This window comes from Flavobacterium sp. UBA5153, assembly GCA_002413745.1.
Taxonomy (GTDB): domain Bacteria; phylum Bacteroidota; class Bacteroidia; order Flavobacteriales; family Flavobacteriaceae; genus Flavobacterium.
The window spans coordinates 296,433-319,535 of sequence record DHXP01000073.1 but is presented as its reverse complement, the minus strand read 5'-3'; the positions used below and the strand labels follow the sequence as shown (position 1 = coordinate 319,535).

21 protein-coding genes are annotated in these 23,103 nt (G+C 34.6%); 16 read left to right on the top strand and 5 right to left on the bottom strand.

Going from position 1 to position 23,103, the window contains the following annotated elements; all coding sequences use genetic code 11:
• Nucleotides 1-194: 194 nt before the first annotated feature.
• The 5 genes from B2145_RS15825 to B2145_RS15805 all read right to left on the bottom strand — a co-directional run bounded on the left by B2145_RS15825 (nt 195) and on the right by B2145_RS15805 (nt 4,419).
• Nucleotides 195-569 carry a DUF4258 domain-containing protein gene (locus B2145_RS15825; RefSeq protein WP_291104420.1) on the bottom strand — a complete coding sequence of 125 codons (375 nt, stop codon included), beginning with the start codon at nt 567-569 and terminating at the stop codon, nt 195-197.
• A gap of 36 nt (nt 570-605) precedes the next feature.
• A complete protein-coding gene (locus tag B2145_RS15820; protein ID WP_291104418.1) occupies nt 606-1,799 on the bottom strand; it encodes an alanine dehydrogenase in 1,194 nt (397 codons plus the stop codon).
• Between the two features lie 130 nt (nt 1,800-1,929).
• Nucleotides 1,930-2,400, bottom strand: coding sequence for a GNAT family N-acetyltransferase (locus B2145_RS15815; protein WP_291104415.1), 471 nt, complete (start codon nt 2,398-2,400; stop codon nt 1,930-1,932).
• Between the two features lie 10 nt (nt 2,401-2,410).
• Nucleotides 2,411-2,818: a tRNA (adenosine(37)-N6)-threonylcarbamoyltransferase complex ATPase subunit type 1 TsaE gene (gene tsaE, locus B2145_RS15810; protein ID WP_291104412.1), complete on the bottom strand. Its 408-nt coding sequence runs from the start codon at nt 2,816-2,818 to the stop codon at nt 2,411-2,413.
• A 47-nt stretch (nt 2,819-2,865) separates the two neighbouring features.
• Complete coding sequence (locus B2145_RS15805; protein ID WP_291104409.1) at nt 2,866-4,419, bottom strand: bifunctional response regulator/alkaline phosphatase family protein; 1,554 nt, start codon at nt 4,417-4,419, stop codon at nt 2,866-2,868.
• 497 nt (nt 4,420-4,916) lie between these two features.
• On the opposite strand from B2145_RS15805, the gene B2145_RS15800 reads away from it, so the two are divergent.
• The 16 genes from B2145_RS15800 to B2145_RS15725 all read left to right on the top strand — a co-directional run bounded on the left by B2145_RS15800 (nt 4,917) and on the right by B2145_RS15725 (nt 23,101).
• On the top strand, nt 4,917-6,203 hold the full coding sequence (locus B2145_RS15800) for a DUF4236 domain-containing protein (protein WP_291104406.1): 1,287 nt from the start codon (nt 4,917-4,919) through the stop codon (nt 6,201-6,203).
• Between the two features lie 518 nt (nt 6,204-6,721).
• On the top strand, nt 6,722-7,345 hold the full coding sequence (locus tag B2145_RS15795) for a murein L,D-transpeptidase catalytic domain-containing protein (protein ID WP_291104403.1): 624 nt from the start codon (nt 6,722-6,724) through the stop codon (nt 7,343-7,345).
• A 48-nt stretch (nt 7,346-7,393) separates the two neighbouring features.
• On the top strand, nt 7,394-8,623 hold the full coding sequence (locus B2145_RS15790) for an HD domain-containing protein (RefSeq protein ID WP_291104400.1): 1,230 nt from the start codon (nt 7,394-7,396) through the stop codon (nt 8,621-8,623).
• 131 nt (nt 8,624-8,754) lie between these two features.
• Complete coding sequence (gene lpxD / locus B2145_RS15785; protein WP_291104397.1) at nt 8,755-9,801, top strand: UDP-3-O-(3-hydroxymyristoyl)glucosamine N-acyltransferase; 1,047 nt, start codon at nt 8,755-8,757, stop codon at nt 9,799-9,801.
• Entirely contained in the window at nt 9,794-11,182 is a 1,389-nt protein-coding gene (locus B2145_RS15780) for a bifunctional UDP-3-O-[3-hydroxymyristoyl] N-acetylglucosamine deacetylase/3-hydroxyacyl-ACP dehydratase (RefSeq protein WP_291104394.1), read from the top strand. Before lpxD ends, B2145_RS15780 begins: the two co-directional genes overlap by 8 nt.
• Nucleotides 11,183-11,252: 70 nt before the next feature.
• Nucleotides 11,253-12,038 (top strand): acyl-ACP--UDP-N-acetylglucosamine O-acyltransferase, encoded by a 786-nt coding sequence (lpxA, locus tag B2145_RS15775; protein WP_291104391.1) that lies wholly within the window; start codon nt 11,253-11,255, stop codon nt 12,036-12,038.
• A gap of 173 nt (nt 12,039-12,211) precedes the next feature.
• Entirely contained in the window at nt 12,212-12,778 is a 567-nt protein-coding gene (efp, locus tag B2145_RS15770; RefSeq protein WP_291104388.1) for an elongation factor P, read from the top strand.
• Between the two features lie 76 nt (nt 12,779-12,854).
• The gene (locus B2145_RS15765) at nt 12,855-13,784 is read left to right on the top strand and encodes a UDP-3-O-(3-hydroxymyristoyl)glucosamine N-acyltransferase (protein ID WP_291104384.1); all 930 of its coding nucleotides are present in this window, start codon (nt 12,855-12,857) and stop codon (nt 13,782-13,784) included.
• 1 nt (nt 13,785) lies between these two features.
• Nucleotides 13,786-14,148 carry a nuclear transport factor 2 family protein gene (locus B2145_RS15760; protein WP_291104381.1) on the top strand — a complete coding sequence of 121 codons (363 nt, stop codon included), beginning with the start codon at nt 13,786-13,788 and terminating at the stop codon, nt 14,146-14,148.
• Nucleotides 14,149-14,242: 94 nt separating this feature from the next.
• Nucleotides 14,243-15,115: a succinate--CoA ligase subunit alpha gene (gene sucD / locus B2145_RS15755; protein WP_291104378.1), complete on the top strand. Its 873-nt coding sequence runs from the start codon at nt 14,243-14,245 to the stop codon at nt 15,113-15,115.
• Nucleotides 15,116-15,244: 129 nt separating this feature from the next.
• Nucleotides 15,245-15,673 carry a hypothetical protein gene (locus B2145_RS15750; protein WP_291104375.1) on the top strand — a complete coding sequence of 143 codons (429 nt, stop codon included), beginning with the start codon at nt 15,245-15,247 and terminating at the stop codon, nt 15,671-15,673.
• 111 nt (nt 15,674-15,784) lie between these two features.
• Complete coding sequence (fabG, locus tag B2145_RS15745) at nt 15,785-16,531, top strand: 3-oxoacyl-[acyl-carrier-protein] reductase (RefSeq protein ID WP_291104373.1); 747 nt, start codon at nt 15,785-15,787, stop codon at nt 16,529-16,531.
• A gap of 108 nt (nt 16,532-16,639) precedes the next feature.
• On the top strand, nt 16,640-18,682 hold the full coding sequence (locus tag B2145_RS15740) for a hypothetical protein (protein WP_291104370.1): 2,043 nt from the start codon (nt 16,640-16,642) through the stop codon (nt 18,680-18,682).
• Nucleotides 18,683-18,715: 33 nt separating this feature from the next.
• Nucleotides 18,716-19,612: a LysR family transcriptional regulator gene (locus B2145_RS15735; RefSeq protein ID WP_291104367.1), complete on the top strand. Its 897-nt coding sequence runs from the start codon at nt 18,716-18,718 to the stop codon at nt 19,610-19,612.
• Between the two features lie 75 nt (nt 19,613-19,687).
• Nucleotides 19,688-20,665 carry a YeiH family protein gene (locus B2145_RS15730; RefSeq protein WP_291104364.1) on the top strand — a complete coding sequence of 326 codons (978 nt, stop codon included), beginning with the start codon at nt 19,688-19,690 and terminating at the stop codon, nt 20,663-20,665.
• A gap of 444 nt (nt 20,666-21,109) precedes the next feature.
• The gene (locus B2145_RS15725) at nt 21,110-23,101 is read left to right on the top strand and encodes a proton-conducting transporter membrane subunit (protein WP_291104361.1); all 1,992 of its coding nucleotides are present in this window, start codon (nt 21,110-21,112) and stop codon (nt 23,099-23,101) included.
• Nucleotides 23,102-23,103: the final 2 nt, after the last annotated feature.

Below are 23,103 nucleotides of genomic sequence, written 5' to 3'. Positions count from 1 at the left end.
TAATTAACAGATGAAAAAAAGTAGTTTCAAATGAAAGATGGAGGTGGTCATTTTAAATTGGAATTGGGTGGTCAATATCACTGGAATTTGCAGTTATATATCAGCGCATTATGAGGAAAGTTCGAACCCCTCATCGCCCACAAAAAAACTCCTCAATTGTCTGAGGAGTTTTTTTATGCCAATATTTCACAATATTATTTTTTTATAATATCCTCCAAGACTGCTTTTTCAGGATAATTAATCACTTTGAGTGTGATTTCCTGATTTTTTACAGTTTTCCCTTCTATGACATATATTTTTCCGGAACCAACTTTAATATTGCTTTTATCAAAATCTACGTCTCCAAATTTTAAAGTGTTTTTTATATCGATGGTATCAATCCATTTTTCGGATAATATTTGAGATGCTTTATCTGAATATTGAAAAGGTTTATTTCTTAAATCATTCAAAACTCTGGCATTTGGAAAATAATTACAACGGGTGTCTTTTCCGGCAAATACAGCAGCCACAAAAAAAGATCCTATTATTAATCCCAATAAATAATAGGCAAAACGGTGTGCTAATTTCATAAATTAAATTTTCGGCAAAGGTAAAATAAAGTTTATTTAAAACACGATTAAATTGATATCGTTATCCGGTAAGTCAAACCAATCTCCAATGGCTTTATTGGTAAGGATTCCGTGGTATAAATATACTCCGTTTTTTAAGCCTGTGTTCCTTCGAAGGGCACTTTCTATCCCTCCATCTTCAGCAATTTGCAAAAGATAAGGCGTAATGATATTGCTTATTGAAAGGGATGCTGTTTTTGAATATCTCGAAGGAATATTTGGCACACAATAATGTAATACGTTATATTTTATAAAGGTTGGTTTTTCGTGTGTGGTAACTTCCGAAGTTTCAAAACAACCACCTGTATCAATGCTTACGTCAACAATTACTGCTCCTTTTTTCATGCTCTCAACCATGGTTTCTGTAACTATTACTGGACAACGTTCTTTACCACGCATGGCGCCAATAGCCACATCACATCTTCTTAGGGCTTTCAACAAAGATTTGGGTTGAATAGTTGACGTGAAAATGCGCTGGTTTAAATTGTTTTGTAAGCGTCTTAGTTTTGTTATTGAATTGTCGAAAACTTTCACGTTGGCACCCAAACCAATGGCCGTTTTTGCTGCAAATTCGCCTACTGTTCCAGCTCCCAAAATAACTACATCGGTTGGGGGAACTCCGGTAATGTTCCCGAATAATAATCCTTTGCCAAATTTATTACTAATCATTAATTCGGCTGCAATAAGAATTGATGCTGTTCCTGCTATTTCACTCAAAGATTTCACGGCAGGATAGGAACCGTCTTCATCTTTTATATATTCAAATGCGAGAGCCGTAATTTTTTTTTTGGCCAGGGCTTCAAAATAAGCTTTCTTTCTGGTTTTTAATTGAATAGACGATATGATGATTGTTTGTGGGCTAATCATGACTATTTCTGCCAGAGTGGGAGGTTCCACTTTTAGGATCATTGGACAACTAAAAACTTTTTTAGTATCTTTTGTGACTTCGGCACCAGCATCAGAATATTCTTTATCTGAATAACTGGAACTTTCTCCAGCACCGGCCTCTACCATAACTCGATGTCCTTGATAAGTTAATGAGTTTACTGCATCAGGAGTAAGGCAAATACGACGTTCTTGATGACTGTTTTCTTTTGGAATACCAATGAAAAGTTCACTTTTATATCTAGCTATTTCAAGTTTTTCTTCTTGAGGTAATAACTGTTGTTTTGTAAATGGAGTTATCGACATTGGTTTTGTTAAATTAGTGGTACAATTTACGGAAAAAGATTAGAATCTGTTCATTATATGAGATAAATTCAGTTTTTGGTCATGGTTTTTACTCGTATCCAAAAACTGAAAACTGCAGATGAAAACGGGACTAAATAATTTTTTCCATTTTAATATTGGCTCTTTCATAGACACCTTCCTCCAAAGGCACTTCTATAAAGCCAAATTTCTTATACAGATAAATAGCGGGTAATAATTTTCTGTTTGAATATAAGACAAGTTTTTTGATGCCTTTTTGTTTGACTATTTTTAAGCAATGTTCCATAAGTTTTTGCCCGATTCCCAGTCCTTGAACGTCATCGGTTACGGCCATTTTACTCAGTTCGAAAGTGGTATCGTCTATTTTTAATAAGGAAACTGTGCCTACAATTTTCTCATTGTATTTGGCATAAAATATCATTCCGCCTTTGTCAATAATTTCGCCTTGAGGATCAGAAAGTACAAGTTCGTCTTTGGGTTCCACTCTGAAATATTTTTTCAGCCATTCTAGATTCAATATTTTTATTTCTTCCTTTAAAGCGGGTGAAAATGGGATGATTATTACTGCGTTGTCTAAATCCATATTGTTATGATTAACTTAGTTTTAAAGAGCGTTTATTATCGGAAAGCAAGGTGATGGAAATTACGGAATGCGTATCAGGAATAAGGTTTGGAATTTTTTCGGCCCATTCGATAAAACACCAATTACCAGAATATAAATATTCATCGGCTCCCATATCCAAGGCTTCGATTTCATTATTGAGTCTGTAAAAATCAAAATGATAAACAGTTTGGTTGTCAGTTGTTTGGTATTCGTTAACTAAAGAAAAAGTTGGACTGCTTGTGGCTTCATTAACGCCGAGCTGTTTTGCCAAGGCTTTGATTAAAGTGGTTTTTCCAACTCCCATCTCTCCGTGAAAAAGGATGACTTTGTTCGGATTTTGCTCCAGAATTTGCTTGGCAACTTCATTAATTTCGTCTAATGAAAAAGTGATTTCCATAATTTAAGTGTTCAGTGTTCGGTTTTTATCTGCAAACTGACCACTATTTATTTTGGGTTAAAAATCAAGAACGGAATAATCATTTCCTCCAAAGAAATTCCACCGTGTTGGTACGTGTTTTTATAATAACTCACGTAATGATTGAAGTTGTTGACATAAGCCAAAAATAAATCATTTTTTGCGAAAATATAGGAACTGCTCATATTAATTGTGGGCAAGCCTATATTTTTTGGTTCTTTCACGGCATAAACATCTTTGTGTTCGTATGTTAAACTGCGTCCCGTTTTGTATCGTAAATTAAGACTTGTATTTTTATCTCCAACAACTTTTGAAGGATTTTTTACGTTTATGGTTCCGTGATCCGTAGTCAAAATTAACTTGAATCCCAGTTTTTGCGCTTGCTGAATAATTTCCAAAAGGGGAGAATTTTTAAACCAGCTCAAAGTCAACGAGCGGTAGGCTTTATCATCTGAAGCCAGTTCTTTTACCACATCCATTTCGGTTTTTGCGTGCGAAAGCATATCCACAAAATTGTAAACCACCGTAACCAAATCATTGTTTTTCAGTGTTTTGAAATTTTCAACCAGTCTTTTTCCACCGGCAAGATTGGTGATTTTAAAATAATCCTGCTTGATGTTCAACCCGAGTCGTTTTAATTGTGCTGCCAAAAATTCGGCTTCAAACAAGTTTTTTCCGCCTTCTTCAGGATCGTTTTTCCAATATTGAGGAAACTGTTTTTCCATTTCAAGCGGAGTCAAACCGGAGAAAATGGCATTTCGGGCATATTGTGTCGCCGTGGGTAAAATGGCGTAATATGGCACTTCTTTTTCTAATTTATAGTGATTGCCCACCACGTTTTCAAAAACCTTCCATTGGTCGTAACGCAAATTATCAATTACCACAAACAGTATGGGTTTGTCTTTTTTTACAATTTCCGGAACAACTAATTCCCTGAATAAAGTGTGAGATTGTATGGGTTTGTCAGCTTTTGGGGCAAACCAATCTTCATAATTGCGTTCTATGAATTTCCCGAATTGTGAATTGGCTTCCGCTTTTTGGGATTCCAAAATTTCAATCATACCTTGGTCATCAATGTTTTCAAGTTCCAATTCCCAAAAAACCAATTTTTTATACAATTCAACCCAATCTTCATAGGAATTGACCATCGCCATTTCCATCGAAATTTTCCGGAATTCTTTTTGGTAATCCAAGGTCGTTTTCTGGGAAATCAATCGTGAATGATCCAAATTCTTTTTCAAACTCAACAAAATCTGGTTTGGATTCACCGGTTTTATCAAATAATCGGCGATTTTTGAGCCAATGGCTTCCTCCATAATATATTCTTCCTCACTTTTGGTAATCATAATCATCGGGATCGAGGATTTTTTTTCCTTCATTTCCGAAAGTGTTTCCAAACCACTCATGCCGGGCATATTTTCGTCCAGAAAAACGATATCAAAATTATCGTTTTCAAAAATATCAATGGCGTCGCGACCGTTATTACAAGTGGTAACACTGTAATTTTTCTTTTCCAGAAATAAAATGTGGGGTTTTAAATAGTCAATTTCGTCATCGACCCAAAGTATTTTTATCTTATCCATAATTTCGTAAAAAGTATTCAAAAGTAATAAATCAATGCGGCAATTTACTTTTTTTATAAGGGGAAGTTGCCAATAGTATGCTAATTTAATACTATTTTAAGGTATTGGCTTTAAAACGGAATGCGAATTTGAATTTACTTCGTCAGTTCGCTAAAATTCTTGTGGGCGTGCCACCGCCTCCGCAAGCTGCGGCGCTGTCGGACTGTGCGCTGTATCTCTCCGTTGCACTGCGAGGATGCCGCTTCCATCCCTCACGCATGCGAGAAGACAAGATATTTAGTTCCCAAAGACTTATCCTCAAAAGAGTAGAGGAATTAGAAAGTTTTATTCAATTATTTGTAATAATTTATTTATATATTTGAATTGCAATAAAGTATGGCGTTTGTCACTACAATCTACCCAAAAATGGGTGGCTTTGTATGATTTTATCATACTTATATGCAAGTTGTAGGCAAGACTACCAAAAATCTGCAGAAAGACTAATTAAATAAAAAATTATGGCTTTTAGAAAAAGAATAAAAATAGCAAAGGGATTAAATTTAAATCTTTCAGGTTCTGGTTTAAGTATGAGTGCAGGAGTTAGAGGTGCTTCAGCAACATTTGGGAAAAATGGAACTTATATGAACACAGGAATTCCAGGAACTGGATTATACAAAAGAACAAAAGTAAGTTCAAATTCAAACGATAATATTTCTTCATTATCAAACAATTCGAAAAACCAGCAAGACGAAATAAATGTTAATATTAGACTTGATGAAAAGGGAATTCCAGTTTTAATTGTTGAAGATAAAAATGGTAGAATACTAAGCGATGAAAGTTTAATTAGAAAAATTAAAAAAAGTGATAGTTATAAAAAAGTAGTTTACGATTTAACTGAAAGTAGAAAAAATTCTATTGATGAAGAAACAGAAAAATTTATAAATATATTCAAATATACACCCGAAATAATTACTGAAAATATATTTCAAACGGAACTTGATAATTTGAAACCTAAAACATACAACGTAAAGAAATTCGATATTATAAAACCGGAAATAGAATTAATAAAATCAGATTTAGAAATAATTGCAAAGAAAAACATTAAAAAAGTTTTTTTTTGGAAGAATAAAAAAATGAGACAAGATTTTGTTGATGAAAATTTACAAAAAACATTTAAAGAAAAAACAAATGAATGGGAAAGTAAAAATAAAGAATTTAATGAAAATGAAAAGTATACTAAAGACACAAAAGATAAAGAGTATTTAGCGGAGTATTTAAAAATCAAAAACGAACTTGAGAAAATATTATTAGGTGATAATGATTACATCGAAAGTAAAATAGAAAGTATAATAGGTGAAATTACTTTACCAGTAGAATTTACATTGGACTATAAATATCTAGAGCAAAATCTAAAAATCAATTTAGATTTGCCAGAAATTGAACATATGCCAACTGAAAAAGCAAGTTTATTATCAAGTGGAAAAATTTCAATAAAAAATAAATCCCAAAAAGAATTAAAACAAGAATATTCTCAATGTGTTTCTGGAATAGCTTTTTTTTTAGCAGGAACATTTTATAATATTTCACCAAAAATTACAAATATTATTGTTTCAGGATATACTCAAAGGCTTAATAAATTAAATGGAAAAGCAGAAGATCAATATATATATTCTATAAAATTTACTAGAGAAATATTTTCAAGCTTAAATATAAAGGCAATTAATTCTTTAGAAGCCTTTGGCAATTTTGAAAATAATTTAAACGTATCTACTAATTTTGAATTTAAAACAGTAAACCCGTTATAAAAAAAAGTCCAGCCACTAACAGCGGTTTGGCAAGACTGGGAACTTTATTGGAATTACCGTTTTTTATTGTATTTTCGTTAAGCCGAAAATACCCAGATGGCTCGGAAATACAAGAATTTTTCTCTTGAACGATAGCGCGGATTTGCAATCCGTGCCCATAAACACAAGTGACACAAGTGAAAAAGCAAATAGAAATACTATCTATTTAAATTGAAAAGTAATCTAAATAATTGTAATAGGCACGGATTATAAATCCGCGCCATCGTGCTAACAAACATAAATAAAGTTTAAGGGTCAATCAGAATTTCTTCGATCCAGACACTAACCCAAGTTGTGGCTTTACACTTATATTTCATATAAAACACTGTTAAAGAGCAGTATGTAATTTTAAATTTTTGGTTTATAAAACAATTATTTTGTAATTTTGTCGTTTGTTTATTTTCTGAAAATCAGAATCATTTTCAGAAAACGGCATGATTGTTGTCTAAACGATCCGAATAAAATTAGCATACTACCCAATGAGAAAAATAATTTTCATATTAATTCCAATTGGAATCCTTCTTTCTAGTTTCAAGAAGGAATTACCAAATCCAGAAAAGAAGACCCATGAAATTTCGTCAGTGGCCATTTCAACTGAAGAAAGGCTATTGGAACAAGTAAAAGTTATAAAGCAATTCATTAACAATAATCCCAAATACAATACTGAGTTGGCTTTTTTTATTGACATGCGAATTATGTCCGGTAAAAACAGATTCATTGTGTATGACTTAAAAAAGGACACAATAGTGGATCAAGGTCTGGTTGCACACGGTTTGGGTTCAGAAACGGGAAATGCCGGGGAATTGAAATTCAGCAATACAAACAGCTCTCTTTGCACCTCATTAGGCAAATATTATATTGGGAAAGAATATGTGGGAAAATTCGGCAAAGCCTTTAAATTATACGGATTAGACCCAACCAACAATAATGCTTTTGCGAGAAGTATTGTGCTGCATAAATATAGTTTTGTGCCTTATGAGCAGCAGGACAAAGCCATTTGTCACAGTTTTGGCTGCCCAATGGTCAACGAAATATATTATGACAGAATTGAGAAATTAGTCGACAATTCTAAAAGGAATATCATTTTAGATATTTATTATTGATAAAATTACTGCTTTCCTTATATTTGTTCCTCAAAACAAATCAATATAGTGAGCGAAATCAATAAGCTGAAAATATTCAATGATCCCATTTACGGGTTCATTACCATCCCAAATGCCTTAATTTACGATTTAGTCCAACATCCTTATTTTCAACGTTTGCGACGCATTTCCCAAATGGGATTGTCGTATTTGGTGTACCCCGGAGCAAATCATACCCGTTTTCATCACGCTTTGGGCTGTATGCATATAATGCAAAAAGCCGTCGAAGTACTTCGTTTTAAAGGCGTTTCTATTTCGCAGGAAGAAGAAAATGCCTTGTATATTGCCATTTTGTTGCACGATATAGGTCACGGACCATTTTCGCATGCCATGGAAAAAAGCATTGTCGAAGATGTGCATCACGAGGCCATTTCATTGTTGTTTATGGACCAACTGAATGTGGAATTTGACGGTCAATTGAGTTTGGCTATTCAGGTTTTCAAGGGTGATTATCATCGAAAATTTATGCTGCAACTCGTTTCCAGCCAACTCGATATGGATCGAATGGATTACTTGAAACGTGACAGTTTTTATTCAGGTGTGGCAGAAGGAAACGTCAATTCTGAGCGATTAATCCAAATGATGAATGTGGTCGACGATGTTTTGGTCATTGAAGAAAAAGGCATTTATTCGGTAGAGAAATTCTTGATGTCGAGACGATTGATGTATTGGCAGGCTTATTTGCATAAAACCAGTTTGGTGGCCGAGTTAATTTTGACGAAAGTCCTAAAACGCGCCAAAGAACTGACCCAGAAAGGAATTGTGTTGCCGTGTAGCGAGCCGTTGCTATTTTTTATGCAGAACAAAATTACCTTAGATATTTTCGATAGCGAAAACCTAGATTTGTTTTCACAATTGGATGATTTTGATATTATTAGCGCCTTAAAATCTTGGCAAAAGCAGGACGATTTTATACTTTCATCTTTGAGTAAAATGATAATCAACAGGGATTTATTGAAAATAAAAGTAAGCAGCGAAAAAATTCCAACGGAAGAATTGCAACTCATAAAGGAACGTTTTGCATTGGAAAACAATATTAGTTTGCTCGAAACCAATTATTTTATTTTTAAGGGTAAAATTAAAAACCAAGCATATAGTAAAGAAGCAGAACCGATTCGGATTTTGAAAAAAGATAGAACTATTGAAGACATTGTTGAAGCCTCTGATCAATTGAATTTGAAGTCATTGTCTAAATTGGTAACCAAATATTATATATGTTTCCCAAAACAACTTGCATAAAATGAACATTTAAAATCTATTTTTTTATATTTTTGTCGGAATGAAACGAGCCAGTACATTTTTTTTGAATAGAATTAGAATAATAGATAGTGATTTCCATCTTATTCTTATAAAAAATATAATCAGATAAGATGAAATTTACAGCAGAACAAATAGCGGGAATTTTAGAAGGAGAAGTCGTTGGTAATCCCAATGCCGAGGTTTATAAATTGTCCAAGATTGAGGAGGGATCCGAGGGATCACTTACCTTTTTGGCAAACCCAAAATACCAAAATTACATCTATACTACACAGGCTACCATAACTATTGTAAATAATACTTTTGCCCCTGATAGAGAACTGGCAACTACACTAATAAAAGTGGAAGATGCTTACTTATCTTTTTCAAAATTACTGGAATTTTACGACCAGGCAAAAAAAGGGAATAAAACCGGAATTGAACAGCCTTCATTTCTTTCGGAAAATGTAAAATATGGAGCCAATTTATATTTGGGAAGCTTTAGTTACATTGGAGAAAACGTGGTCTTGGGTGAAAATGTGAAGATTTATCCTAATTGTTTCGTGGGAGAAAATGTGGTAATAGGGGATAATGTCACTATTTTTGCTGGCGCAAAAATCCATTCAGAAAGTATAATTGGCAACAATTGCAACATACATTCCGGGACTATTATTGGAGCGGATGGTTTCGGTTTTGCACCAAATCCCGACGGGACATTTTCCAAGATTCCCCAAATAGGAAATGTTATTATAGAAGATAACGTAGAAGTTGGGGCAAACACCACCATAGATAGGGCCACAATGGGTTCTACCATTATAAGAAGAGGAGTGAAGCTGGACAACCAAATCCAGATTGGGCATAATGTAGAAATAGGCGAAAATACGGTAATAGCGGCCCAAACCGGAATTGCCGGTTCCACAAAAATTGGCAAAAACGGAATGATAGGAGGTCAAGTAGGCATTGTAGGACATTTGACGATAGGTGATAATGTGCGAATTCAGGCGCAATCCGGTGTAGCCCGTAATATTAAAGATAATGAAATCTTGCAAGGAAGCCCAACATTTGGATACAATGATTTCAGTAAATCCTATGTTCATTTCAAGAATTTGCCAAAAATTGTTACTGAGATAGAAGAATTAAAAAAACAAATATTAAACCAAAAAAATGGAAAAAATGGTTAAACAGAAGACCATCAAGACAGAAATTTCACTAACTGGAGTTGGACTGCATACAGGAAAAGAAGTTAAAATAACATTCAAACCTGCACCAATAAATAATGGTTATACTTTTGTGAGAGTAGATCTTGAAGGGCAGCCCATTATTGAGGCCGATGCGAATTATGTTGTAAACACGCAAAGGGGAACCAATTTAGAAAAATTAGGTGTCAAAATTCAAACGCCGGAACATGTTCTGGCAGCATTGGTTGGTTGTGATTTAGATAACGTCATCATTGAATTAGACGCATCAGAACTTCCTATTATGGATGGCTCTTCGAAATATTTTGTTGAAGCTATCGAAAAAGTTGGAATTCAAGAACAAGAGGCGAAAAGAAAGATATACATTGTTAAAGAAGTAATCTCTTATACTGATGATGAAACAGGCAGCGAGATATTGGTGATGCCTTGTGATGATTATCAAATAACCTCGATGGTCGATTTTGGCACCAAAGTATTGGGAACCCAAAATGCCACGATGAAAACTATTTCTGATTTTAAAACGGAAATTGCCGATTCAAGAACCTTTAGTTTTCTTCATGAACTGGAATCCCTTTTAGAGGATGGTTTAATAAAAGGAGGAGATTTGAATAATGCCATTGTGTATGTAGATAAGGAAATTTCCGAAAAAACAATGAATAGTCTAAAAGTTGCCTTTGGAAAAGACGAAATATCGGTAAAACCAAATGGTATTTTAGATAATCTAACGTTGCACTATCCGAACGAAGCCGCTAGACATAAATTGCTTGATGTAGTAGGCGATTTGGCTTTAATTGGCACTAGAATACAAGGAAAGATAATAGCCAATAAACCGGGTCATTTTGTGAATACACAGTTTGCTAAAAAAATGGCCAAAATCATAAAAATTGAGCAAAGAAATTTTGTTCCTGTTTATGATTTGAATCAAGAGCCTTTGATGGATATTCATAAAATTATGTCCGTGCTTCCACATAGACCTCCATTTTTATTTATTGACAGAATAATAGAAATGTCCGAAAGTCATATAGTTGGATTGAAAAATGTAACGATGAACGAAAACTTCTTTGTGGGTCATTTTCCGGGAGCTCCGGTTATGCCAGGTGTAATAATCGTTGAAGCGATGGCACAAACAGGAGGGATTTTAGTATTGAGCACAGTTCCTGATCCAGAAAATTATTTGACATACTTTATGAAAATTGACAATGTCAAATTCAAACATAAAGTGCTTCCGGGGGATACCTTAATTTTTAAATGTGATTTAATTACTCCTATCAGAAGAGGAATTTGTCACATGCAGGCTAATGCTTATGCCAACGGAAAACTTGTGGCCGAAGCGGAGTTAATGGCGCAAATAGCTAGAAAACAATAAATATAAACTACCAATCGCTACGCTCTCCTTTACAGAGGGTTGTGGGGAGAGGCTAAATAAAAAATCACAGATGAATCAACCCTTAGCATACGTTCATCCGGGTGCAAAAATTGCAAAAAATGTAGTTATTGAACCCTTTACAACGATTCATAATAATGTAGTCATCGGTGACGGAACTTGGATAGGTTCAAATGTAACCATAATGGAAGGCGCAAGAATAGGAAAAAATTGCAATATTTTTCCAGGTGCGGTAATATCGGCAATTCCACAAGATTTAAAGTTTGGTGGGGAGGATTCTTTGGCAATAATTGGCGACAATTGTACAATCAGAGAATGTGTAACCATCAATAGAGGAACAATCGCATCAGGTCAAACAACCCTTGGCAATAATTGTTTGATTATGGCAACGGCACATATTGCCCATGACTGCCATATTGGTGACAATGCCATCATCGTAAACGGAGTAGCGCTTGCAGGCCACGTTACAATTGGTAAATATGCCATTATTGGAGGCTTGGCAGCCATCCATCAATTTATAAATGTTGGAGATCACGCGATGGTTTCAGGTGGTTCATTGGTCAGAAAAGATGTTCCACCATTTACAAAGGCAGCAAAAGAGCCTTTGTCTTATGTGGGAATCAATTCAATCGGACTAAGAAGAAGGGGGTTCACGCCCGAAAAAATCAGGGAAATTCAAGAAATATATAGAATTCTTTACCAAAAAAATTATAATGTAACCCAAGCTATAGGTATCATTGAGGCTGAAATGGAAGCAACTCCTGAACGCGATGAAATATTAGATTTTATCAGAAATTCATCAAGAGGGGTCATGAAGGGATATACCGGGAATTATTAATCCCCACCCCAGCCCTCCCCGAAGGAGAGGGAGTGTAGGTGTAACTATATTGCAAAAAATATAACGTAGCACAAAATAAAACAATAATATAAAATAATTAGTAACTAATTTTCAGCCTCGGCTCCCTCTCCTTTGGAGAGGGTTGGGGAGAGGAAAGAAATAAAAAAAACAAAATGGCATCAACATCAGATATTAAAAACGGATTGTGTATAAAATACAACAATGATATTTATAAAATCATAGAATTTCTTCACGTTAAACCTGGAAAAGGACCCGCTTTTGTTCGAACAAAACTAAGAAGTTTGACTAACGGAAAAGTATTGGACAATACTTTTTCGGCAGGGCATAAAATTGAAGAAGTGAGGGTTGAAAACCATAAATTCCAATATTTATATCCAGAAGGAGATGAATTTCATTTTATGAATGTTGAAACTTTCGAACAAATTTCCTTGAATAAAAACATATTGGATTCGCCGGGATTATTGAAAGAAGGCGAAAACGTAATGGTAAGCATCAATACGGAAACCGATTTGCCTCTTTCGGTTGATATGCCTGCATCTGTGGTACTTGAAGTGACTTATGCAGAGCCTGGAATAAAAGGGAATACCGCTACAAATGCCACAAAATCAGCCACGGTTGAAACTGGAGCGACAGTAAACGTGCCTTTATTTATCAATGAAGGCGACAAAATTAAAATTGATACCGCTTCTGGAAATTATATGGAACGCGTTAAGGAATAGTTTCTAGTTTAGAGGGTTATGAGTTTAGAAGTTTAGTCTAAACTCATAACCCTCTAAATTTATACCCTAAATTAAAATGAAATTCAGCAAAACCCATACATTACAAGAAATCGCAACTATTATCAACTGTGAATATGTTGGCGATCCTTTTTTTCCCGTTTCTGGAATGAACGAGATTCACGTAGTCGAATCAGGCGATATTGTTTTTGTTGATCATCCAAAATATTATGACAAAGCACTGAATTCGGCGGCAACAACCATTTTGATAAACAAAAATGTAGATTGTCCCGAAGGTAAAGCTTTGTTGATTTCCGATGATCCTTTTAGGGATTTCAATAAATTAACAAATCATTTCAGGCCTTTTCAGTCTGCCAATGCAGCTATTTCGGCTTCAGCCAAAATAGGAGCAGGAACGATAATTCAACCTAATTCTTTTATTGGAAACCACGTAATCATTGGAAAAAATTGTTTGATTCATTCGAATGTTTCCATTTATGACCATACCGTAATTGGTGATAACGTGATTATTCATGCGGGAACCATTCTTGGAGCAGATGCTTTTTACTATAAAAAACGTCCCGAAGGCTACGACCAATTGATTTCTGGAGGTAGAGTGGTTATAAAAGACAATGTTGGCATTGGTGCACTTTGTACCATTGATAAAGGAGTTTCGGGCGATACAACCATTGGCGAAGGAACAAAAATTGATAATCAAGTACATGTTGGACACGACACCGTAATTGGAAAAAAATGCTTGATTGCTTCCCAGACAGGAATTGCGGGTTGTGTAATAATTAAGGATGAAGTCACTATTTGGGGACAAGTAGGAACCACAAGCGGAATAACAATAGGCGAGAAGGCTGTAATTCTTGGTCAAACTGGAGTTACAAAATCGGTTGAAGGCGGTAAAACTTATTTTGGTACACCAATCGAAGAATCCAGGGAAAAATTGAAACAGCTTGCCAATATCAAAAAGATACCAGAAATTCTAAATAAATTAAAATGATATGTCTGCCAAAGAAATTGTTCTAAAATTTTATAAATCTGACGCACTCATTGATAGCGAAATTATGAAAGAATTCGTGCATCCAGAAATCTTGATAGATTGGAATAGCACCAAAGGATTTATACAGATGAATTATGATTCTTTAATGGATTTATCCAACGAATTGAGCAGGGCCTATGTAAGATCCAAAGTAAGAATAAGTCATATTATAGTGGAAAAAGACATAGTTTCGGTGCGGTATTCTCATTTTGTAAAAACAATTGAAAATCCAAGAGAAGAAATGTTATTGGCACATTTTATGGCAATTTGGCAAATAAAAGACAATAAATTATTTAGAGGCTATCAAATGAGCCAATTATCATAAATTAGCCCTAAAAAACTGAATACTGATTACTGATTACTGTTTACTATTTTATACTTTTGCATCACAATTAAAAAACTACATAAAAAAATATATCATGAGCGTTTTAGTCAATAAAGATTCCAAAATAATTGTTCAAGGATTTACAGGAAGCGAAGGAACTTTCCATGCTTCTCAAATGATTGAGTATGGTACCAACGTTGTTGGTGGAGTTACTCCTGGAAAAGGTGGAACAACCCATTTAGATCGCCCAGTTTTCAATACGGTTAAGGACGCCGTAGATCAAGCAGGAGCTGATACTACCATTATTTTTGTACCGCCGGCCTTTGCTGCCGATGCAATTATGGAAGCTGCCGATGCAGGTATCAAAGTGATAATCGCCATTACCGAAGGAATTCCGGTGGCAGATATGATAAAAGCCAATAATTACATCAAAAGCAGAGATTGCAGATTAGTTGGTCCAAACTGTCCTGGCGTGATTACTCCGGGTGAAGCAAAAGTAGGTATTATGCCAGGTTTTGTTTTCAAAAAAGGAACAGTTGGTATCGTTTCAAAATCTGGAACGTTGACTTATGAAGCGGCTGATCAAGTGGTAAAACAAGGTTTGGGAATCACGACCGCAATTGGTATTGGTGGAGATCCAATCATTGGAACAACCACGAAAGATGCCATCGAATTATTTATGAATGATCCAGAAACCGAATGTATCGTCATGATTGGCGAAATTGGAGGTCAATTGGAAGCTGACGCTGCCAAATGGATCAAAGCTGATGGAAACCGTAAACCAGTAATTGGATTCATTGCTGGAGAGACTGCTCCAAAAGGAAGAACAATGGGTCACGCAGGTGCAATCGTTGGAGGTGCCGATGATACAGCTGAAGCCAAAAAACGTATTATGAGAGAATGTGGCATTCACGTGGTGGATTCTCCTGCAGAAATTGGAAAAAAAGTAAAAGAAGTATTAGGATAAACTCCAATATTTTTAAATAATAAAACCAAAAAAAAAGTCTCGATAATTGTATTGAGACTTTTTTCTATTATTAAAATTAATAAAAAAAACACTTTGTGCCTTAGTGCCTTTGTGGCAAAAAAAGATAAAATGTATAAAGAATTAAAAAAGTTCAAAGTCAAAAATCAATTTAGTTATACAACTGATGATAGTCTAGAAGAAGTTTGTAATGCCACAGAAACCGGAAGCGGAATTTTCCTTGTGTATGCAGTTGATGGAGAAGAAAAAGAGTTAATTATGGTTGGTTCTACAGGAACAATCCAAAATGACGGAACGCTGAAAAGCAAAAACGGTGGATTGTTCGACAAGATTGTTAACGGACACCAATTTGCCAAAACAGGAAGAAAATACTCTTGGCCAGCACAAATGAAACTGGAAAAAATAGAAAGACTTGAAGTGTATTGGTATGAAACATTCAACGAAAAAACTAAAGTAATCCCAACTTTTGTGGAAGGACAAATTTTACAAAACTTCCTTGACGAAAACGGAAGATTGCCAAGATGGAATGTTGCTTTTTAGTACATTTTATCGCAAAATATAAATGCCCACAATTCGTTGGGCATTTTTTTTGGCACTCCCTACATTATTCTTATATTTGAAACTCGATAATAAACAAACTTAAATCATAATATGAAACTACTAGAAGGAAAAGTGGCCATAATCACAGGCGCAAGTCGCGGAATAGGAAAAGGAATTGCTGAAGTTTTTGCAAAACACGGTGCAAACGTGGCGTTTACCTATAGTTCTTCTGTCGAATCGGCTATGGCATTAGAAAACGAATTGAACGAAATGGGTATAAAAGCCAAAGGGTATCAATCGAATGCCGCTGATTTCAAAGAAGCGCAAATATTTGTAGATGCTGTTTTGGCAGAATTCGGAACCGTTGATATTTTGATAAACAATGTCGGAATAACTAAAGACAACTTGTTGATGCGTATGTCCGAAGAAGATTTCGACAAAGTAATTGATGTCAACTTGAAGTCGGTTTTTAATATGACCAAAGCCATTCAAAGAACTTTTCTTAAAAAACGTGCTGGGTCAATCATCAATATGAGCAGCGTGGTAGGAATTCAGGGAAATGCTGGTCAAACTAATTACGCGGCTTCTAAAGCTGGAATTATCGGTTTTACAAAATCGGTGGCATTGGAGTTGGGTTCAAGAAATATTCGTTGCAATGCTATCGCCCCAGGATTCATCGAAACTGAAATGACGGCAAAATTAAGTGACGAAGTGATTCAAGGTTGGAGAGAAAGGATTCCATTGAAACGTGGGGGAACTACCGAAGATGTTGCTAATGCCTGCCTTTTCTTGGCTTCGGATATGAGTAGCTATATCACCGGGCAAGTTTTGAACGTTTGTGGAGGAACGCTTACTTAATATTAAAAGATTAAATCATTTAAAGATTTAAAAATTGATTTTGAAGATGTAACATTTAATTTTATAATCTTTAAATCTTTGAATCTTCGAATTTTTAAATATAAATAAATGACCACAAACGCCATTCTATCACTATTGCTTTCTCTAATAATAGCTGGTGGTTTGTCGTTTTTTCAATATTATTATAAGGCCAAAACCAAGTCGAAAGTGAACTTGGTTTTGGCTTTTTTGCGTTTCATATCCATTTTCGGAATTTTGTTATTGTTGATTAATCCAATAATTTCCAGAAAAACTTTCGAAATCGTGAAAACACCTTTACCAATTGTTGTTGACAATTCGAGTTCTATTGTTGATTTGAAAGCCAAAGAAACGGAATTGGAATTACACAAAAAACTGGCCCAAAACAAAGATTTATTGGACAAATTCGATGTGCAATCCTATCAATTTGACAGCGAATTCCAGCAATCGGAAGTCCCGATAGCTATCGGGATGAATTTCAAGGGAAGCCAGACGAATATTGATGAAGTTGCCCAAAACCTGAAAAGTATCTACAAAAATGTTGTTTTCCCGACGGTTTTGATCACCGACGGTAATCAAACTTCGGGCAATGATTATGTGTATAGTTTTGACGCAAATAACAAGGTTTATCCTTTGGTAGTAGGCGATACAACTACATTTTTGGATTTGAAAATCAATCAATTGAATGTCAATAAATATGCCTTTCACAAGAATAAATTTCCTGTGGAAGTATTTTTACAATATTCAGGAAACAAAAATGTAACCGCCGATTTTAGTATCTCGCAAGGAAATTCGGTTTTGAGCAGGCAAACAGTTTCGTTTTCTTCATCCAAAAAGTCAGAGATTTTAAACGTTCTGCTTCCTGCCGATAAAGTGGAGTTGCAAGTTTTTAAGGCCTCGATTTCTTCCAAAGAAAAAGAAAAAAACACCTATAATAACACCAAAAATTTTGCGATCGAAGTGATTGACCAAAAGACCAATGTGGCGATAATTTCGGCAATAAATCATCCTGATATTGGCGCTTTGAAACGAGCAATAGAATCTAATGCACAACGAAAAGTAACTATTGTTAAACCTAAAGAAATCAAATCATTACAGGATTATAATATTTTAATTTTATACCAACCAACCGCAGAGTTTAAATCAATTTTTGAGAACAATAAATTAGCTGGAATTAACACTTTTATTGTCACGGGAACTGACACTGATTTCAATTTTTTGAACCAACAACAAAGCAATTTAGTTTTCAAAATGAGCGGTCAAAAAGAAGATTATTTGGCCGAATTCAATTCACGGTTTAATCTTTTTGCGATTGAGAATTTGGGTTTTGAAAATTTTTCGCCTTTGCAAAATGCTTTTGGAACGGTAACCACAAATGGAAATGTTGCAACATTACTTTCTTCCAAAATCAGAAACATTGAAACCAATTCACCTTTATTGGCTTTTGCTGAAAATCAAGGTAAACGCTCGGCTTTTCTTTTGGGAGAAAACCTTTGGAAATGGCGTTTGCAAAGCCACATTGATAATCAATCATTCGGAAAATTTGGTGTTTTCGTTGATAAAATCATCCAATATTTAGCCTCCAATAACTCGAAAAAATCGTTGGTTGTCAGCCACGAAAATTTCTACAATTCGGGTGAAGCAATTGAAATTTCGGCACAATACTTCAATAAAAACTACGAATTTGACGAGAAAGCACGTTTGACTATTTCAGTGACTAATACCAAAACAAAACAAGTCAAAAACTACGATTTATTAAAAGGAAATAATTCCTTTAAAGTAAATCTTGACGGACTTTCGGCTGGAACCTATAATTTTTCGGTAAAGGAATTGAACTCCAACACGATTTACAACAGCCATTTTGAAATTCTGGATTTTGACATCGAAAAACAATTTGTCAATCCCGATGTGGAGAAATTGAACCAATTGGCTTTGCAAACACATGGCAAAGTTCATTATCCTGACCAGGTTGATTCATTGATAAAATCCCTTTTGGAAAATGAAAATTACAAAGCAGTCCAAAAATTGATTGTCACCAAAACCCCTTTGATTGATTGGGTTTGGTTGTTAGTTTTAATAGCTGTTTCGCTGTCTTCAGAATGGTTTATCCGAAAATATAATGGAATGTTATAGGTTTGAATTCCGTTTAATAAAAAATATACAAATATGGATTTTAGACTAAAAGTATTCTTCACTGTTGCCAATAGGTTGAGCTTCACAAAAGCGGCGAAAGAATTATTCATTACTCAACCAGCCGTTTCTAAACACATTCAAGAGCTGGAAGAACAATATAAAATCAAATTTTTTGAAAGAAACGGTTCTAAAATTTCACTCACGAATGCTGGTGAATTATTGTTGAAACACACCAAAAATATATTTGAAGTTTATCGGGAAATAGATTTCGATATGAGTGCACTTATCAATCAGCAGCGAGGTTTGCTTCGATTGGGAGCCAGCACGACCATTTCACAATATATAATCCCTCCTCTTTTGGCTCGCTTTCATCAAAAATTACAGGAAATAAAAGTGAATTTGCTTAACGGAAATACGGAGCAAATCGAAAACGCCTTGTTGAACAAAGAAATTGAAATAGGGATTGTCGAAGGTCAATCTAAAAATCAATCCATTAAGTACACCGAATTTTTAAAAGACGAATTGGTATTAGTTTGCAACAGCGATAATCCCCTAATACATAAAGATCAAGTTAGTCAAGAGGATTTAAAAACTATGCGATTCGTGATGCGAGAGCAAGGTTCCGGAACACTTGAAGTAATTGAATATGCACTAAAACCTTTTGAAATTAATCTTTCACAATTGACGATTGAAATGCAATTAGGAAGTACCGAAAGTATAAAATCATATTTAATGAATTCGGATTGTGTCGCTTTTATTTCCCTACACGCTATAGAAAAAGAGCTTAAAAATAACGAATTAATCATTCTTGATATTGATAATTTAGTTATAGAACGCTATTTTTATATTATTACTTTGCAAGGGAAAGCCGATGCGCTTTCGGAATTATTTATAAAAAATATGGCAGGTTATTATAATTTAAAGTTATAGGGTATTATATTTTACGATTGGTTAAAATGGATTAATCCATTCATCTTTGTAGAATAATAACTCAACTACTTTACATTGGAAACAGATCAAAAAATAATTCAAAAACAAACTCCTATTTTATTTAAAATAAACAGTACACTCCAACAAATTATTTTTGTTGCGCTGATATTATTTTGCATGACACCTTATGGCTCTCCGCCAATAGCCTTATTGTTGGGATTAATTGTAGCGAATCTTTCCGGACACCCCTTTTTGAGTCTCAACCATAAAGCAACGAATATTCTATTAAAGATCTCTGTGGTAGGTTTAGGTTTTGGGATAAATATCAATAGTGCTTTATCGGCAGGTAAAGAAGGCTTTTTCTTTACCATTGCGTCTATTTTAAGCACCTTAATTTTGGGAACATTTTCGGGAAAATGGTTCAATATTGAGAAGAAGACATCCCATCTAATTTCGTGCGGAACTGCAATTTGTGGAGGAAGTGCGATTGCAGCCATTGCACCAGTGATAAAATCAGATGAAAAACAAACTTCGGTAGCTTTAGGAGTAATATTTATATTGAATTCGGTTGCTTTATTTTTATTTCCAGCTGTTGGTCATTGGTTGGGTTTATCGCAGAAAGAGTTTGGATTATGGTGTGCCATTGCCATCCACGACACAAGTTCGGTGGTGGGCGCAGCCAGTAAATTTGGAACAGAAGCCTTGCAAATAGCCACAACGGTAAAATTGGCCAGAGCATTATGGATTATCCCGGTCGCCTTAATTACAGCTGTTATATTTAAAAATAAATCGAGCAGGATTAAAATTCCTTATTTTATTGGATTATTTATTATTGCGATGGCAATGAATACCTATGTTTCAAAAACAGCAATAGTTGCCCCTTATTTGGTTTCAATTGCTAAAATTGGTCTTACCTTGACCTTGTTTTTGATTGGGGCAGGATTGAATAGAGGCATATTGAAAACAGTTGGTATAAAACCTTTATTTCAAGGTGTATTGCTTTGGGGATTTATTGCGATTGCATCGCTTACAGCCATTATGTATTTTAATTAGTTGAATTAAAATCATTGTTGTCCGATAAAAAAATTAAATCTTGTCACATATCAATAAATATAGTCTCTACGAGACATTTATAAATGGTGGGGCTTAATTCTTTTTAAATTTATTTTCAGACAATAACGGTTTTTTTTTATAATAAAAAAAATGATAACCGAATTTATTCATATAGAAACGTTGCAAAATGCAAAATAAAAAAAATATTTTTTGTTTTTTGGGAGTAATTATTATTTAAGCAGAAATAAAAAGGATATAAGTTCTCGTTTTTTCCTACTTTAGCAAATAGAATGTTTATTTCACTTTTTGGGTGCAGATTACAAATTCTCTTAGTTTTATTTTGTGTAATTTGTTGTGATTGAATTATTTTTAGTGAGTTATGCAGAAAACCCAGATTAGAAAAGGCTAAATAACTTTGATAGAAAATAACTAAAAATTATGAGTATGGATATTCTTGTCTGGTATTCTTTGATTACTATTGGAGTATCTTGTTTTACAATTCCATTTTTACCATCCAAAATAAAATCAGTAACAGCATTTTTCCTTGTTCTGTTGCTTGCCATTGCCTCTAGCGTTCCTGCGATATCAGTCTTGGCTGGAAGTCCGCTTGAAAAAATATTTTATGGTGGTATTATTTTTGGAAATATTCCTTTGCGTATTGATTTCCTTTCAGCTTGGTTTATTTTAATTGTAAATTTCACTTTCGTCACTGGTTCCTTGTATGGCATAGGTTATATGAAACCGTATGCTGACCAAAAAGAAAATACTGCTCTCCACTGGATTTTATTTGTTGCTTTTCATGTTGCCATGCTTTCGGTATGCATGCTTCAAAACGGCTTGGCTTTTTTGATCGCTTGGGAAATCATGTCCATCTCCGCCTTTCTTTTACTTATTTTTGAACATAACAAACTTGAAATTTTAAAAGCAGGAATGAATTATCTTGTGCAAACACACATTGGTGTTGTGTTTTTGAGCATCGGTTTTATTTGGGTTTACTTTTCTGAAGGTTCTTTTGACTTTATAAGTATTGCTACTTTCTTTAGTCATCATTCTCCAAAATTGCTCTTTTTACTTTTCTTTATTGGCTTCGGAATTAAAGCAGGTTTTATTCCATTACATACTTGGTTGCCCCATGCTCATCCCGCAGCACCTTCACATATATCAGGTGTGATGTCCGGAGTGATTGTTAAAATGGGTATCTACGGTATTTTGAGGATTGTATTTTACTTGAACACCGATTTAGTTTTAATTGGTGAATCTATTTTAATTTTATCTGTCCTTACTGCGCTTTATGGTATTCTCAATGCAGCTGTTGTCCGAGACTTTAAAAGAATGCTGGCTTTCTGCACCATCGAAAACATTGGGATTATTGGAATGGGTATCGGAATTGGAATGATTGGTAAGGGAATAAATAACCCATTTCTGATGCTCATTGGTTTTGCGGGAGCATTGCTGCACACTTTAAATCATTCGCTTTATAAATCGCTGCTTTTCTTTACGGCAGGAAATATTTATCAGCAAACGCACACCCGAAACATGGAACATTTAGGCGGATTGATAAAAAAAATGCCTGGCACTGCTTTTTTCTTTTTGTGCGGAGCACTAGCCATTGGAGGACTTCCTCCTTTCAATGGATTCATTTCTGAATTTCTTATTTACTCCGGATTAATTGAAGGTATAAAAGCTGATAATGTTCAGTTCAGTTCCATGATGATGCTTTGCATGGCAGGTTTGGCAATTGTGGGAGGAATTTCGATGCTTACTTTTACGAAAGCATTCGGAACTATTTTTCTGGGCTCCCCACGAACAACCTTGCATCATCATCCAAAAGAAGTCTCATTGGTCATGCAGATTCCTTTATTCCTAATTTTACTTGCTATTCTTGTCATTGGAATTTTTCCAAATTTAGTTTTTACACCCGCACTTGCTGTTGCTTCTAATTTGAGTGGAACTTCTGCTATTTTTTCTAAAAATATACTATCCATAAGTCCTGTAATGGTAATGATAGGAAGAGTTTCATTGCTAATGATAGTACTCGCGGCACTTATATTTTTTATCCGTACAAAAATTTCAGCATCGAAATCTTCAGAATATCTTCCGACCTGGGGAAACGCTTATGTGGCTCCGAATGTAAGGATGCAGTATACCGCAAAATCTTTTTCGAAGAGTTTTGCGAAATTATTTAGCTTCATTTTATCAGAAAAAAAAAGGTATCCCGAAATCGGAAGCAATAAAATATTTCCTCAGCCAAGAACTTTTCATTCCAATTACCTGGAGTTCTTTGAAAACAATTTCATTGCCCGCGTGAACAAACGCATTTTTGCATTCATGAATTATTTTATGTTTATCAATAATGGAAAAATCCAAATGTATATACTGTACGGATTCTTCTTTATTGTTATTCTGATTGTTGCTTCCTTTTTTAATTTTTTATAAAA

Excerpts from the sequence above, each read along its gene's own strand:
- B2145_RS15815 (WP_291104415.1), bottom strand. The coding sequence starts at position 2,400 with ATGGATTTAGACAACGCAGTAATAATCATCCCATTTTCACCCGCTTTA.
- fabG (WP_291104373.1), top strand. The coding sequence starts at position 15,785 with ATGAAACTACTAGAAGGAAAAGTGGCCATAATCACAGGCGCAAGTCGC.
- tsaE (WP_291104412.1), bottom strand. The coding sequence starts at position 2,818 with ATGGAAATCACTTTTTCATTAGACGAAATTAATGAAGTTGCCAAGCAA.
- efp (WP_291104388.1), top strand. The coding sequence starts at position 12,212 with ATGGCATCAACATCAGATATTAAAAACGGATTGTGTATAAAATACAAC.
- B2145_RS15750 (WP_291104375.1), top strand. The coding sequence starts at position 15,245 with ATGTATAAAGAATTAAAAAAGTTCAAAGTCAAAAATCAATTTAGTTAT.
- B2145_RS15795 (WP_291104403.1), top strand. The coding sequence starts at position 6,722 with ATGAGAAAAATAATTTTCATATTAATTCCAATTGGAATCCTTCTTTCT.
- lpxA (WP_291104391.1), top strand. The coding sequence starts at position 11,253 with ATGAATCAACCCTTAGCATACGTTCATCCGGGTGCAAAAATTGCAAAA.
- B2145_RS15725 (WP_291104361.1), top strand. The coding sequence starts at position 21,110 with ATGGATATTCTTGTCTGGTATTCTTTGATTACTATTGGAGTATCTTGT.
- lpxD (WP_291104397.1), top strand. The coding sequence starts at position 8,755 with ATGAAATTTACAGCAGAACAAATAGCGGGAATTTTAGAAGGAGAAGTC.
- B2145_RS15760 (WP_291104381.1), top strand. The coding sequence starts at position 13,786 with ATGTCTGCCAAAGAAATTGTTCTAAAATTTTATAAATCTGACGCACTC.
- B2145_RS15825 (WP_291104420.1), bottom strand. The coding sequence starts at position 569 with ATGAAATTAGCACACCGTTTTGCCTATTATTTATTGGGATTAATAATA.
- B2145_RS15765 (WP_291104384.1), top strand. The coding sequence starts at position 12,855 with ATGAAATTCAGCAAAACCCATACATTACAAGAAATCGCAACTATTATC.
- sucD (WP_291104378.1), top strand. The coding sequence starts at position 14,243 with ATGAGCGTTTTAGTCAATAAAGATTCCAAAATAATTGTTCAAGGATTT.
- B2145_RS15800 (WP_291104406.1), top strand. The coding sequence starts at position 4,917 with ATGGCTTTTAGAAAAAGAATAAAAATAGCAAAGGGATTAAATTTAAAT.
- B2145_RS15780 (WP_291104394.1), top strand. The coding sequence starts at position 9,794 with ATGGTTAAACAGAAGACCATCAAGACAGAAATTTCACTAACTGGAGTT.
- B2145_RS15820 (WP_291104418.1), bottom strand. The coding sequence starts at position 1,799 with ATGTCGATAACTCCATTTACAAAACAACAGTTATTACCTCAAGAAGAA.
- B2145_RS15805 (WP_291104409.1), bottom strand. The coding sequence starts at position 4,419 with ATGGATAAGATAAAAATACTTTGGGTCGATGACGAAATTGACTATTTA.
- B2145_RS15740 (WP_291104370.1), top strand. The coding sequence starts at position 16,640 with ATGACCACAAACGCCATTCTATCACTATTGCTTTCTCTAATAATAGCT.
- B2145_RS15735 (WP_291104367.1), top strand. The coding sequence starts at position 18,716 with ATGGATTTTAGACTAAAAGTATTCTTCACTGTTGCCAATAGGTTGAGC.